Origin of the sequence: aff. Roholtiella sp. LEGE 12411 (genome assembly GCF_015206995.1) — a bacterium.
GTDB lineage: Bacteria > Cyanobacteriota > Cyanobacteriia > Cyanobacteriales > Nostocaceae > Komarekiella.
In genome coordinates, this window is record NZ_JADEXR010000032.1 from 36,151 (window position 1) to 51,219 (window position 15,069).

A 15,069-nucleotide genomic window follows, 5' to 3' on the forward strand; every position below is an offset into this window, starting at 1 on the left:
AGAACGATATAATTAAATTGATGACTCCTTTGGGAGCCAGTAATTTAACTTGGGCGCGTAGCTCAGTGGATAGAGCCACGGATTTCTAATCCGTTGGTCGCAGGTTCGAACCCTGCCGCGCTCGTTTTATAAGGAACTTCCAAAGAATAAATTATTCAAAAAAACAAGAGATAGCAGATATTTCATAATGATAATCATTATGAGAATGGAGAAAATGGGTACGGTTTAGCTACCGTACCCATTTTTATTACTTAAGAACAGGTATAGGACTAGTATTTGATTTTTGAAATATACGTAGGGTGGACATTGCCCACCTTACGCTTAAGCCTCAAGTCTACTGAATTTTTTCAAATATCAAACCGGACTCCTCTATTACAGTTGCGGTACGTACTGTTGCTTATCTGGTACGTCGGTATACTCAGCTACTATCTGGCGGAATTCTTCGCCGTCAATAGTTTCTTTTTCGATGAGCAAATCCACTAGGCGATCAGTGACAGTGCGATGGTCACGCACAATCTTCTTAGCTATTTGGTAACAATCTTCGACGATCGCCCGAACTTGGCCATCAATGCGAGAGGCAATAGATTCAGAATATTCAGAGCGAGTTGTCCAGTCACGACCCAAGAAAACTTCACCCTGTTGGCTTTCCAGTGATAGCGGCCCTAAATCGGACATCCCAAAACGTGTTACCATCTGCCGTGCCATTCCCGACAATTGCTGTAAGTCTCCACCTGCACCAGTTGTCACTTCCGCAGGGCCAAAAATTACCTCTTCGGCGGCGCGACCACCCAAAGCGCCTGTAATCCTGGCTTTGAGTTGGGAACGGGAAATTAATCCTTGTTCTTCGTTGGGAGTAAACCAAGTCAAACCTTGCGCTTGTCCCCGTGGAATGAGAGTAACTTTCTGTACAGGGTCGTGGTCTTTTAACAAAGTTCCAACTAAAGCGTGTCCAATTTCATGGTATGCAATTAAGCGCTTGCTCTTGCTGTCTACCAAGGGAGTACCTTCCATCCCTGCGACTACCCGATCCACAGCATCATCAATTTCGCGGAGGGTGATTGCTTCTTTACGTCTTCTGGCGGTGAGAATGGCAGCCTCGTTGAGTAGGTTGGCTAAGTCAGCGCCAGTAAATCCGGGAGTGCGGCGAGCGATCGCATCTAAGGAAACGCTTGGGTCTAGTTTCTTGTTGCGTGCGTGGACTTGCAGAATTTCCAAGCGCCCTTTAATGTCGGGTGCATCAACTGTCACTTGACGGTCAAAGCGTCCCGGACGCAACAATGCTGAGTCTAATACGTCAGGACGGTTGGTGGCAGCAATAATAATGATGCCTGTGTTCCCTTCAAACCCATCCATTTCGGTCAGCAACTGGTTAAGAGTTTGTTCTCTCTCGTCGTTACCACCACCAATACCAGCACCCCGTTGGCGTCCAACGGCGTCGATTTCATCAATAAAGATAATACAGGGAGCGTTGTCTTTAGCTTTCTTGAAGAGGTCGCGTACACGGGATGCACCCACACCAACAAACATTTCCACGAATTCCGAACCGGAGATGCTGAAGAACGGTACGCCTGCTTCCCCGGCGATCGCTTTTGCAAGCAGGGTCTTACCAGTTCCTGGAGGCCCTACTAGTAGTACTCCTTTGGGAATGCGCGCGCCTACTGCGGTAAATCTTTCTGGCTGCTTCAGAAAGGTAACGACTTCTTGCAGTTCTTCTTTAGCTTCTTCAATACCTGCTACGTCGTCAAATTTGACGCCAGTTTTTGCCTCCATTTGGAAGCGAGCACGAGATTTACCGAAGTTCATTGCTTGACCTGGCCCGCCAGGAAGGTTGCTAGAGCGCCGGAACAAAAAGAACAATCCAGTAATCAATAAAATTGGAAAAATCAGATTACCCAATAGTCCCCAGATTGCGCCATCGTTCCGCATGGGGTGAGCATCAAAATTGATACCTTTTTGTTTGAGCTTGCTAATTAACTCAGGAGCGTTAACAGGCAGATCTACCCGCCACCTTTGTGTACGATTTTCGATATCTTGATCAGCGGCTTCGACAATTGCTGTCCTACCGCCTTCGTACAGATCCACATTGGTAACGCGATCGGCGTCTAAGTATTCTAGAAAGCGACCATAAGTCATGCGGGTATTGGCTGCATTTTTACTCATGTCCGTAGGAGCGCCAGCAAATGCTCCTTGCCAGAAGAAAAAGCCAATCACCAGAGCCGGCAATGTCCAGAGTACTAGGACTCTCCAAGAGAATTTCATTTTAATTTGCCTCTAGATGCCTATACAACTCATCAGCTTTAGCAACCGAATGGTGCATCACTCTGTCACTATATAGCTGTGAAACGGATATTTATAAATCCATTTTGTTTAATTTGATGTCTTATATGCATTGCCATAGAGCCACTGGGGCATTACGACTATGCCATCAAGAATCTTAATCAAATTTAACTTAATTTTAATACAGCTTGGATAAACAAGCAGAAAATTTCAAATGTAAAGCGCCATGAGTTAATGCTACTAAAATCGCTTGTCAAAGCTAGAAGTGAGCGATATCAGTAACTGTGGTGGCGATCGCCTAGCGCATGAGGCAAACACAACGGAGTAAAATGTCTGCGGATCTTCTTGGTAAGCGAAGTGAGTTGCTTGGAGCGTGCGAATTTTAAATTCTGAGATAAGTTATAAAAGATACATTCTCTTACGGGACTTCCAAAGAATAAAATATTCCAAAAAAAACAAAAGACAGCATCTTTGATAAGAATAATAATTATTGATGATGACATAATTTATTTTTTGGAAGTCCCTAAACGAGTTACTTTAGCTATTAAAGCTGTTCAACAACAAAATACTTTAGTTGCAATTATCACTTATCTTTTAGCACTAATTGAACCTTTAAATCTGAAAGTAGAGCGATTGTATTTAGACCGAGAATTCTTCTGTGTTCCAGTCATTAGATGGTTGCAAGCTCTTGACATCCCCTTTGAAATGCCAGTAATTATTCGAGGCAAACATGGCGGTACTAGACAATTAATTAGAGGTCGGCGTAGTTACAAGACCAGTTATACTTTAAACAGCGATAAGTATGGCTCAGTCACTTTTAATGTGTGGATAGTTTGTACATATAAAAATGGTAAAATACGAGCGCATGGTCGGGAGTTTTTTATCTATGCTGTTTATAAAGTTAAGCTGTCATTACATTCAATACATGATGACTACCGCCTCTGTTTTGGGATTGAGAGTAGCTACCGCATGAAAAACCAGTGCCGAATTAAAACTACTATTAAAAATCCTACCATTCGACTTTTATTTGTAGCTTTAGCGTTTTTAATTATTAATATTTGGATTTATCTAGTATGGCATTATCTTAGCCGTTTAAAAAGAAGCAGACGACAAGTTTTTTCTCATCTATTTACCCTCAAACAAATGCTTGAATTTTTACGTCAAACAGTAGACCGCAACTATGGGGTAGCCTGGGAAGTTTGTTTACCATTTGGCTGATTTTGGTTGATTTTTAGGGCTTATCTATAAGTGAATCTTATTGTTCAACTCTCACAATCATTTTCTGTACATTTCCCAAAAACGGTATTATACACTACCATTTTTTAGCGATGGCTACGCCCGCCGAAGGCATCGCAAAACTTTTCGGTCTACTGAATTTGATCTACAGGAAATTTCATAGCGATCGCCCAAAACTTTTGTATGCAATATATATTATTATAATATAATCATTACTTAATAATGTTTAAAAGTTTGTAAGCCTATGCTTGGTAAAAGTTTTAGACTTCAATATCGTAAAAAGTATAGGCATGGAATTTAAATTATTTTAATTTTCACCATAAAAGTAGCGCAAGATCCCTAAATAATAAAGATGGCTAATAGCTTTTCGTTAATTAACGATTAACTATTAACCATCGACAAAAGTACAATCTACAACTCTTCTGGTTGCTTAATAGAAATAGTACTTACCTGAGTTCTGTCAACAATTGATGCTTGTAAAATTGGGGTATGGGAGATGGAATTGTTAGCCAAGGTAAACAGCGGATTTGACAAAATTCCTGCTACGGAAGTAGCGATTAATGTTACCACTAATCCTACCTGCAAAGGTCTAAACCCAGGCAAATTCCAACGCACTTCGGGATAATTCTTCACCACGTCGGACATTTCTTGGGGTTCTTTGACTACCATCATCTTGACCACGCGGATGTAGTAGTAGATAGAGACTACAGTAGTAACTAACCCCAGCAATACTAAGCCGTATTGTCTAGCCTGCCAACCAGCCCAAAATAGGTAAATCTTGCCGAAAAACCCAGCTAATGGTGGAATACCACCCAAGGAAAGCAGGGAAATACTCAACCCCAATGTGAGGAGTGGATCTTTTTGATACAGACCTGAGTATTCAGTAATCTGGTCGGTTCCTGTCCGCAGGGAGAACAAAATTATGCAGGTAAAACCGCACAGGTTCATGAACAGGTAGATTAGCAAATAAAACACCATACTGGCATATCCTGCCTCAGTGCCAGAAACCAAACCAATCATCACAAACCCAGCTTGGGCAATGGATGAATAAGCTAGCATCCGTTTCATGCTGGTTTGGGCTAGGGCGACTACGTTGCCCAATATCATACTGAGAACAGCGAGGGCGGTGAAGACAAACCTCCACTCATCTGCAACAAGAGGGAAGGCTGTTGTCAGCAAGCGGATGGCTAGGGCAAACCCAGCTGCTTTGGAACCAACAGATAAAAAGGCAATCACTGGAGTGGGAGCGCCTTCGTAAACGTCTGGTGTCCATTGGTGGAAGGGTGCAGCCGAAATTTTAAAACCAATACCTGCAATTACGAAAACAAGAGCAATCACCAAACCTAAAGATTGACCGAGGTTAGCTGTGGCAATGCCGTTTGCGATCGCACTCAGCTCCGTTTCTCCACCCGATAAGCCGTATAACAGTGATACACCGTACAAAAATACTGCTGTACTGGAAGCTCCAATTAACAGGTATTTCAGCGCTGCTTCATTAGAGCGGGGGTCACGCTTGGTATAACCTGTTAACAAGTAAGAGGAGATACTTAGGGTTTCTAGAGAGATGAAAATCATTACCAACTCACTAGCCCCGGATAAAAACATCCCCCCTAGGGTAGCGGACATCAAAATAGCGATAAATTCGGCTAAAGGGGTGCCACTCTGCTCCACGTAGCGAATTGACATCAATATAGTCACAACGGCAGATAAAGCAATGATACCGCGAAAGACGATACTGAGGTCGTCACCATTAAAGCCACCGCTAAAAGAGATGGGATTGGCAGCATCCCATTGAAAATACAGGGCGACAATCGAAGTAAGTAAACCTGCGATCGCTAGATATCCAATCCAGCGTGAGGATGTACGCCCCAAAATCAAATCAACAATCAAAACCCCCAAGAGGGTGATAATTACAATTCCCTCTGGTAAAATCGTTCCAGCATTTAACTGGGATGCAAGATTAGCAAAATCCATGAGATATATAGGTTTTGGCGATCAGACATTAAGGCTAACTTTGTTTATTCTATCTATTGTTCTTGACCAAAGTTACATCCACTTTTCTGTCTGTGTGTAGAGATGTGTTGAGATTAAAAATGATCTTGGGGAATAGAAATAGCGTTATGCTCCTGGTGAGAAAGCAATGCTGTTTCTGAAAACACACGCAAATAGACTGTGCTATCTTTTTCGTATAATTCTGTCTTTGCCTCAGTAATACAATGCTTATGTCCTGTAAATTAAACTTTTGCCAAAATTAAATGAAGTATCTTTTGTCCTTCCGCTTCCTGCACAAGCAGTAAGATGATATCACCTTAACGAATTGCTTACATAGTTTTGCTTCCCTGAGATGAGTACAAACCCCACTTCGCTTTTGCTCTAAAGTTTGGTTTAATTTGGTCACAACATCTTTGAAAGCAGAGGAATAAAAGAGTGGAGGAGGTGAGTGAACAACTACTCTTATTCCCCCCATCTCCCCTTCTGTCCCTCCTCTGACCTCCTCCGTTCAGTCACAAAAGGGTATTCTCGTATTACACTTCAGGGGTATTTTGAAAACTATAGTCACCAATTCTGCGCTAGATAAGTTAAAGATTGAAGTAGCTGGATCATACCTAACGTTCCCCTACCCTATCCTCTGGGAAGGACTACGCCCAAAGTTTAGCGGATTTTCACTCTAACGGGCAGTTTGTGTGAGGATTAAATCACAGGCCTAAGCGTGACGTTTTATCTTGACAATTCGCCGAAATTACCTCAATTTGACTGTTTAGCTTAGCAGCTATTCTTTTTTTTGAAATTTCCATGTCAACTCTCGTCATCGTCGAATCTCCAACCAAAGCTCGTACCATTCGCAACTACCTACCAAAAGACTATCGGGTAGAGGCATCTATGGGTCATGTGCGTGACCTACCCCAGTCGGCTAGTGAAATTCCCGCCAATGTCAAAGGGGAAACATGGGCGCAGCTTGGGGTGAATGTGGACGCCGACTTTGAACCGGTATATGTTGTCCCGAAAGATAAAAAGAAAATTGTCAGCCAGCTCAAAGAAGCTCTCAAAGATGTAGATGAACTAATTCTGGCAACAGACGAAGACCGGGAAGGTGAAAGCATTAGTTGGCATTTATACCAGCTGCTCAAGCCAAAAGTTCCGACAAAGCGGATGGTGTTTCACGAAATTACCCAAGACGCTATCAAAAAAGCTTTGAAAAACTGCCGTAGTATTGATGAGCAGTTGGTTCGTGCTCAAGAAACACGGCGGATTTTGGATCGACTGGTAGGCTACACCCTATCTCCACTTTTATGGAAAAAAATCGCCTGGGGATTATCCGCTGGGCGGGTACAATCTGTCGCTGTAAGACTTTTAGTTACTAAAGAACGCCAACGCCGTGCTTTCCATGAAGGCACATATTGGGATTTGAAAGCTAGCTTGGTTCAGGAAAAAGCTCCTTTTAGCTCTCAGTTGGTAACACTGGGAGGAACCAAAATAGCTAATGGCAGCGATTTCGACGCTGCGACCGGACAAATCACCGCAGGTCGAAATGTCCTATTGCTCAACGAAGACCAAGCAGTAGCCCTCAAAGAACGCCTGACTGGGAAAACCTGGAGTGTCACCGACATTGAAGAACGCCCGGTAACACGAAAACCCGCGCCACCGTTTACTACCTCGACATTGCAACAAGAATCTAACCGGAAACTGCGCTTATCAGCACGAGACACGATGCGGATTGCTCAGAATTTGTACGAGCAGGGCTATATTACCTATATGCGGACAGATTCGGTGCATTTGTCGGATCAGGCGATCGCTGCTGCTCGTAGCTGTGTAGAAAAGCTTTACGGACAACAATACCTCAGCCCCCAGCCTAGGCAATACACCACTAAATCCAAAGGCGCACAAGAGGCACACGAAGCAATTCGCCCAGCAGGTAGTACATTCCGCACACCCCAAGAAACTGGTTTGGGGGGTCGAGAGCTTGCTGTCTACGATTTGATTTGGAAGCGTACCGTCGCTTGCCAAATGGCTGATTCTCGCCAAACCCAAATTAGTGTGCAGTTGCAAGTTGAAGATGCCGGATTCCGTTCTTCTGGCAAGCGCATCGACTTTCCAGGATACTTACGCGCCTACGTTGAAGGATCAGACGATCCCGAAGCTGCACTAGAAGACCAAGAGGTCATCTTACCTAAACTGAAGGTAGGAGATCATCCGAATTGTACAGAACTAGAAGCAGTTGGGCATGAAACCCAACCACCAGCTAGGTACACCGAAGCTACCTTGGTGAAAACCTTGGAAAGCGAAGGCATCGGTCGTCCTAGTACCTATGCCAGCATTATTGGCACAATCATCGACAAGGGTTATACCCAACTGGTTAGTAACGCTCTCATTCCCACCTTCACTGCCTTCGCTGTCACCGACTTGCTGGAAAAACATTTCCCAGATATCGTCGATCCCAGCTTTACCTCCAAGATGGAGCAAACTCTTGACGATATTGCTGAAGGTGAAGCTGCCTGGCTACCTTATTTGCGTGAATTTTATCTGGGAGAGAAAGGTCTAGAAACTCTGGTTAGAGAGCGAGAAAACCAAATTGATGCTACTAAAGCTAGGACTGTAGAACTAGAAAATTTAGATGCTAAAGTCCGCATTGGTAAATATGGGCCGTACATTGAAGTCGAAAATGGTGATACTGTTATTACCGCTTCTATTCCCAAAGACCTAACACCAGCTGACCTCGATCCTAAACAAGTAGAAGTCCTGCTGCGGCAAAAAACTACCGGGCCTGACCAACTTGGTCGTCATCCCGAAACTGGCGAACCAATTTACGTGAAAATCGGTGCTTACGGCCCCTACGTCCAGTTGGGCGACAAGTCTGACGAAAACCCCAAGCCTAAACAAGCTTCGCTACCCAAAGGCGTCACCCCGGAAACTGTGACTCTGGACATGGCTGTTGGTCTTTTAGCGCTACCGCGGACATTGGGAGTCCATCCTGTTACTGGTGGCAAAATCCAAGCAAGTTTGGGACGCTTTGGCCCTTACGTCGTTCATGACCAAGGTAAGGAGGGGAAAGACTACCGCTCGCTCAAAGCTGCTGATAACGTCTTGACAATTTCTCTAGAGCGTGCATTAGAATTATTGTCCGAACCGAAAAAAGGACGCAATTCCACCAACAGCAAGTCTAAGGCAGCCTTACGCGAATTGGGTACACACCCGGAAGATGGCGAACTAATCAACATCTACGATGGCCCATACGGCCCTTACATTAAACATGGCAAAACTAATGTGAGTATCCCAGAAGGTCAATCAGTGGAAGATATATCACTGTCTGCGGCGCTGAAATTGCTGGCAACTAAAGCATCAACAGCAAAATCGACTCGTAAAACTAGTAAATCAACAAGTTCCCGATCTAAATCAACTACTAAGGCGTCAACCACCACTGCGAAAAAAACTGTTGCGAAAAAAAATGATGCAGAAGGTTAGTTAGGAGTACAGACGCGATTAATCGCGTCTGTACACGATTTTTTTTGACCATTCACTCATGACTAAAGACCACTGACGACATAATCAAAAATACCTGTCCTTACTGAGTGTAGTCCAGTAGGTTGCTAATGTGATACTCTAAGAATTAAGGTAGAAGACAAAACCAAATTTGAGAAGTGGCTAATGTCCCAAAGACGGGAGAGTATATCAGCCCGGTTGGAAGCCAGAGGTGCGAAAATACGTTAGTTGCTGCGTGCCTGTTAATCAAAAATTGAGGTATCATCTCAGGAGCGGTCAGTTCAATGGACTATATAGAAAAGGTGCTGGAAAAGCTTAAGGAATTAGCACGGAAGCTAATAGAAAGCCTGCTAGGGCCAGAGGCTGAGCCGGAGCCGGAACTGATTCCGATTCCTGTAAACGAGCGATCGCGCCGTCGCCAGTAGCCTAAAGGTACTATCAACATTGCAACCCCTAAGCATTCTAGTATTGCATGGGCCTAATCTAAATTTGTTAGGACAAAGAGAACCAGGAATTTATGGCTCTTTGACTCTACCTGAAATTAATAGCCTGTTAGAAGAAGAAGCAGTAAAGTTACAGGCAAAAACTTATCCTGTGCAATCAAACCATGAAGGTATTTTGGTAGATACTATTCATGAAGGATTGGGACGGTATCAGGGAGTTTTGATTAATGCAGGAGCGTACACCCATACAAGTGTAGCTTTGCGAGACGCGATCGCAGCTGTTAACTTACCTACAGTAGAAGTACATCTAAGTAATATTTACCGCCGAGAAGATTTTCGCCATCATTCGTACATCGCTCCAGTGGCTATCGGACAAATAAGTGGTTTTGGCGTTCATAGTTACTTGTTAGGCTTACAGGCTTTAGTGCATTTTTTAAGAAAAGATCAGGTGTGAACAAGACGTTCTCGAAAACTTGAGGCTTCTTGGAAATGAAGCTATTAACTTTTTGTGAAGTCAGGGTAGGATAAAGTATTAAACGTTTTAACCTGCCATACTTCAGAAATTTTATGCGCTACTCTGTTGTAAGTCGATTTAGAGGCACTTTACTAGGAGCAATCCTAGGGGAAAGTTTAGCCTCTAATCGTGAAACAAAGTCTGAGAGTTGCCTGCATTTCGGCAAAATGGCAATTCTAGGTACTAAAAGTTTAATAACACTCGGCAGATTAGATTTAAATGACTGGATAGCGCTTCAACACAAAGAATATCCTCATTTAGACGCAACTGATATCAGCTCAATAGAAGTAATTCTTGCTACATTACCAGTGGCACTTTTTTTTCACGACAATACAATTAAACTACGACAAAATTTGCTGCGTGTGCTACAAATCTGGGAGGATGACCCAGTGGTACGAGATGGAACACTAGCAATAGGGTATGCCATCGCTCAATCCCTCAATGAAAAACTTCACCCACTAACTCTTATCCCACAAACAATTTCTTTTCTCGGAGAAACGCCGACATCAGTACCACAACAATTATTAAAAGTTCATGCTTTGCTAACTCAAGGATCTGGATTAGAAAGAGCACAAGCCGAGTTGAATCGGGAAGAAAAGCTGAGTAACATCATTGCTATGGCATTTTACTGCTTTCTCAGTACCTTGGAAGACTTTCGCCTTGCGGTTTTGCGAGCGACTCACAGTAGCAATTCCCAGGTGCAAGAAACTACACGTCTAAGCCTACAAGCTACAGGTGCAATTACTGGAGCTTTATCTGGGGCATATAACAGTACAGAAGGTATTCCTGTAAATTGGTGGGGCTTAGTCTCACAAGCAAATTTAACAACACGGGGACTGACCAACTTTTCCCAAATGCTAGAATTAGCTGATGCGCTTTTGGCTGTGTGGTCAGGAGTGTATGACTTCACTCTAAATCCCAGCGAGTTAAAAGAGGACAGATGTGCCATATTTTTGGATGTGGCTCCGCTTTCCGTCTACGCAGCCCCTCGTGTCATCCGATCGCGTTAATGCTATTCTCGCTAAACAACAGTGTGGTTGTGAAATGTCAAATACCACCAATCAAACCAGTATTGAGAAAGTTTAGTAGTTTTACACACCACAATTACTTGACAAACCCTCAACCTTAGTGTGTAGGTAGCTATTGTGGCAAATCGGCTTCAACCAGCTCCCACCACCGAAGTTGCGATAACGGAAGCCGCAGATCGGACTTTTCTTCGGATTGTCTTATTTTGAGCGATCAAAGTCAGCAACTGCACGCAGACAGAGGTAATGAAAACGCAGCAATTTTTGCAGTTCTTGACCCAGCAATTGACTTCCTGGCGGCGACAGTACAAAGCGCTACGTCGTAAAGGAAAGTTGTTTGGAAAAAGGAGAAGTCCCGACATTCAAAGCTATATAGAAAAACTTCAAAAGACTTTCCTTAGCAATTTACTTCTGTATTTTCCAAAGACCAGTGACAAAGGCGGATACCGAAAACCAGAAATAGCCTTAAAGTCAATGGCAAAATCGGTCAAAACTAACAGAGGCATTCATACAATCTTTTTAAGTTGGGTGCATAAACAGCGTTCCTCTGTAATTTTGGCGATCGCTGTCGTAACTCTAACAGGTATTATCGGGCATAAATTCTACAACCAGCCTCAATTGAAAGTAGGAACTCCTGCGCCACAGACGATTAAAGCACCCTACACAGCTAGCATCGAAAATAAGAAAAAAACAGAAGCCCAGCGCAAAGCCGTCAGTAAAAGTTCCATCTCAGTGTTGATGGTCGATGTGCGAATGAATCAACAAATCCACCAATACTTACAACAACTTTTGGATAATGGCGACGAAATCCGTGCGGTTGCTGGATCGTTTCCTTTTTTTGATACTTTAGTTTTACCTATCTCTATTCAGCGTTACCTCCGCTCATGTCCCGAACCAGAATGGCGAGCACTGCAACTTGCTTTAGAAAATACTAAAAATAATCAGAAAAAAGGCGCAGCACAACAAACCTTAAGAACATCCACAAATGCACCCAATCAGGAACGCCAGCGGCGTACCAAAGTGGCTCCAGTTGAGCAAACTGGTGCATGGTGGAACGTATCCACAGAGCTATCTCCAGAGGACGCAAAATCCATTGATTTTTCTCAAAACATTAACTTCATTCAAGCAGTGGCAGAGCTACAAGCTTACCGCGTCACAACTTCCGAGAAAAACTTGTCCTCATTAATTGCTCAAATATCTCAAGCACGCCAAGCATATACCCAAGCCACTGCTAAACTTTTACAGTTAGAGACACTCAACCCAGAAACAGTATACGAGGAAACTGTTCTATTGGACTTGTCAGATGGGGAGTGGCTAAAAACACAAACGGGAATCCATGAAAGTGCTGAGCGGATTCTTACCCAAGGTATTCCATCCGGCCTGCCAAAAAATATTTTACAGGATGCAGTAAACCTGCAAGTGCAGACATTTGTACCAAAAGACGCTGAATCATTAGCAAGCAAATTGCTATTAACTGTACTCCAGCCAAATCTCAAAGATGATCAAGAACAAACGAGACAACAAGCTAAAAAGGCAGTTGATGGGGTGACACCTGTGATGGTGGAGGTGCGCTATGGTGAGGTGATTGTTAGCAAAAAACAGCTGATTAATGCCTGGAATTTTGAGGTGCTGGAGCATTATCGCTTGATTCGTCGAGAAGTTAATTGGCTGGAGTTGACGAAGTTAGGAGGCGTTGTTACGGTTGCAGTTGGCATTTTTGCCTGGGTAGAACGCCATATCAAGAACAAATTGCGACAACGCGATCGCTTATTGGTATTGCTGCTTACCGTGAGTACGCCAGGACTAATAACGATGGGTATACCGTATACCTCTTGGAGCGCCATCGGTTTATTGTTGGGTAGCTTCTACGGCCCCACTTTGGGTTTGACAGTTGTAGGACTGTTATTAGTGTTATTAGGAATTAGCCTGGACATCAGCAAGATTTCGCTTTTTACTGGTGCTGCGGGAGGAATATTAGGGAGTTACTTGGCACAACAACTGCGATCGCGTGAAGAATTGGCATTATTGGGTATTGCCATTGCCTTAACTCAAGGCGGCATTTACCTAATTATTAACCTGTTAATCGGTGAAGCGTTTGGTTCAAACTGGTATATCGTACTTCGAGAAGCAGCACTATTTGCTTTATCCGGCTTAGCTTGGAGTGTTGTAGCTTTGGGCTTAAGTCCTTATCTAGAAAAACTATTTGATTTAGTTACCTCTATTCGTTTAGCAGAACTAGCGAACCCTAATCGTCCTTTGTTAAAACGACTTGCTACTGAAACTCCTGGAACTTTTCAGCACACCCTGTTTGTGTCTACTCTTGCGGAAGCTGCTGCTAAAAAATTGGGATGCAATGTCGAACTGGTAAGAGCCGGCACATTATATCACGATATTGGCAAAATGCACGACCCCCTTGCTTTTATTGAAAATCAAATGGGGGGCCCAAATAAACACGATACAGAAATTAGCGATCCTTGGAAGAGTGCAGAAGTTATCAAAAAGCACGTTAGTGAAGGGTTGGTAATGGCGCGTAAACACCTTTTGCCTACTGCAATTCAAGCTTTTATACCAGAGCATCAGGGAACGATGCTGATTGCTTATTTTTATCACCAAGCTCAGCAAATGGCGCAGGAAGACCCTAGTTTAACAGTAGACGAGGCAGATTTTCGCTACGATGGCCCAATTCCCCAGTCACGGGAAACGGGAATTGTGATGTTGGCAGATTCTTGTGAGGCGGCGCTGCGATCGCTCAAAGACGCCTCGCCAGAACAAGCTTTAACGATGCTGAACAACATCCTCCGTGCCAGATGGCAAGATGATCAAATGGTAAATTCTGGGATAACACGCAAAGAAATGTCAAAGATTGCCCAAATTTTTGTGGAAGTTTGGCAGCAATTCCATCATAAACGTATTGCTTATCCTAAGTTACAGGCTAGGAATACTGTGCAGAATTCGTAATTCATCTTTGAGTGAATCAGTTCAGTGTTGAGTTTTTTTTGACTATTATTATTTCCTAACTTATCAATTTTAAAACCCGAAGAAATTATTAGGACTTAAACAAAATGGCTACTTTAACTATTCGTTTACCAGACGATAAGCACAACAGATTAAAATAGCTTGCTCAAGCCAAAGGTATAAGGCTAACGTATATTACGCTTCAGCCCATACATCTTGTATGTATAGATGATCGAACCAGCTATCTTTATGTTTTGGCTGGAAGTACTGAGAATCTTAAGTTCCAAATTACGCCGGATGGAGAGGTGTTCTAATGAATCAAGTCAATTATGCAGCCATGTCTGATGAGGAATTGAGGCAATATTTTCTCCTACATCGTGAGGACAAAATAGCTCTACGAGCATATCTGGATAGACTTGGCGATCGTCCACGCAATATCATAACAACTGTAGATGATCCCGACTTTGATGCCAAAATTCAGGCAGCAGTTTTAAAGCAGATGCAAGCAGCAGGCAATGATGGTGAGACGGCGATCTAACAATCTTGGTGCAGCAGACAGTGACGACAAAATCACAACTGAGCAAAAGTGTTGCGATGTCGTGACTTAATCTCCCCCAATTGCGATGTCTACGACGGGCTTTGCCTACGCATATCTGTTGATAATCTTGTTAAGAGGTTTTTTTGAGGTGCGATCACAGTTTCCCACATAACCTAAGCGCTTGGGTTTATCAAGTGATACCCAACTTTTTTCTAGGTAAAACCAAGGATTGACACTCCCCGGCATAAATGCACGGGGATTCTTGAATCTAAGACATAACTTGCTCAATCAGGCTTTCGCCAAAAAGAGTAGAGGTTTCATCTCCGCAAGCGTTGCCTACATCAAGTGCAGAGGTTCCTGTATGCCCTACAGTACCCAATCCCCGACTAAGGATATTTCTAGCTGCGTTTTCATCCCTATCCAAAACACATCCACACGAACATACATGCGTTCTAGTGGATAGTGTTTTCTTGACAATGACACCGCAGCTAGAGCATTCTTGACTAGTGTATTGCGGATTAACCGCAACCGTGACCCGTTTAAATACTTTTCCAAAGTATTCAACCCAGACACGAAACTGATACCAAGAAGCGTCATTAATAG

Annotated in this window: 10 protein-coding genes and 1 tRNA gene; 8 read left to right on the forward strand and 3 right to left on the reverse strand. The window is 43.4% G+C overall.

The window, feature by feature from the left end:
• Positions 1–51: 51 nt before the first annotated feature.
• Positions 52–124 (forward strand) — tRNA-Arg (locus IQ246_RS10030).
• Between the two features lie 248 nt (positions 125–372).
• On the opposite strand, the gene ftsH2 is transcribed toward IQ246_RS10030, so the two are convergent.
• Complete coding sequence (gene ftsH2 / locus IQ246_RS10035) at positions 373–2,259, reverse strand: ATP-dependent zinc metalloprotease FtsH2 (RefSeq protein WP_194002531.1); 1,887 nt, start codon at positions 2,257–2,259, stop codon at positions 373–375.
• Between the two features lie 489 nt (positions 2,260–2,748).
• Between ftsH2 and IQ246_RS10040 the strand changes: the two genes are divergently transcribed.
• Positions 2,749–3,495: a transposase gene (locus tag IQ246_RS10040; protein ID WP_244141976.1), complete on the forward strand. Its 747-nt coding sequence runs from the start codon at positions 2,749–2,751 to the stop codon at positions 3,493–3,495.
• Positions 3,496–3,924: 429 nt separating this feature from the next.
• Here the strand turns inward: IQ246_RS10040 and IQ246_RS10045 are convergent, their stop codons facing one another.
• Entirely contained in the window at positions 3,925–5,487 is a 1,563-nt protein-coding gene (locus IQ246_RS10045; RefSeq protein ID WP_194002533.1) for an NAD(P)H-quinone oxidoreductase subunit N, read from the reverse strand.
• An 819-nt stretch (positions 5,488–6,306) separates the two neighbouring features.
• On the opposite strand from IQ246_RS10045, the gene topA reads away from it, so the two are divergent.
• From topA to IQ246_RS10075, 6 genes are all read left to right on the forward strand, one after another.
• The gene (topA, locus tag IQ246_RS10050) at positions 6,307–8,973 is read left to right on the forward strand and encodes a type I DNA topoisomerase (RefSeq protein ID WP_194002535.1); all 2,667 of its coding nucleotides are present in this window, start codon (positions 6,307–6,309) and stop codon (positions 8,971–8,973) included.
• Between the two features lie 302 nt (positions 8,974–9,275).
• Positions 9,276–9,416: a hypothetical protein gene (locus tag IQ246_RS10055; RefSeq protein ID WP_194002538.1), complete on the forward strand. Its 141-nt coding sequence runs from the start codon at positions 9,276–9,278 to the stop codon at positions 9,414–9,416.
• Between the two features lie 19 nt (positions 9,417–9,435).
• Positions 9,436–9,888: a type II 3-dehydroquinate dehydratase gene (gene aroQ / locus IQ246_RS10060; protein ID WP_194002540.1), complete on the forward strand. Its 453-nt coding sequence runs from the start codon at positions 9,436–9,438 to the stop codon at positions 9,886–9,888.
• Between the two features lie 113 nt (positions 9,889–10,001).
• Positions 10,002–10,958, forward strand: coding sequence for an ADP-ribosylglycohydrolase family protein (locus IQ246_RS10065; protein WP_194002542.1), 957 nt, complete (start codon positions 10,002–10,004; stop codon positions 10,956–10,958).
• Positions 10,959–11,219: 261 nt separating this feature from the next.
• Positions 11,220–13,931 (forward strand): HD family phosphohydrolase, encoded by a 2,712-nt coding sequence (locus tag IQ246_RS10070; RefSeq protein WP_194002544.1) that lies wholly within the window; start codon positions 11,220–11,222, stop codon positions 13,929–13,931.
• A gap of 310 nt (positions 13,932–14,241) precedes the next feature.
• Positions 14,242–14,466, forward strand: a complete 225-nt coding sequence (locus IQ246_RS10075; protein WP_194002546.1) for a hypothetical protein — start codon at positions 14,242–14,244, stop codon at positions 14,464–14,466.
• 268 nt (positions 14,467–14,734) lie between these two features.
• Here the strand turns inward: IQ246_RS10075 and IQ246_RS10080 are convergent.
• Positions 14,735–15,069, reverse strand: a 335-nt coding sequence (locus IQ246_RS10080; protein WP_194002548.1) for a zinc ribbon domain-containing protein, incomplete at its 5' end; no start/stop codon positions are given.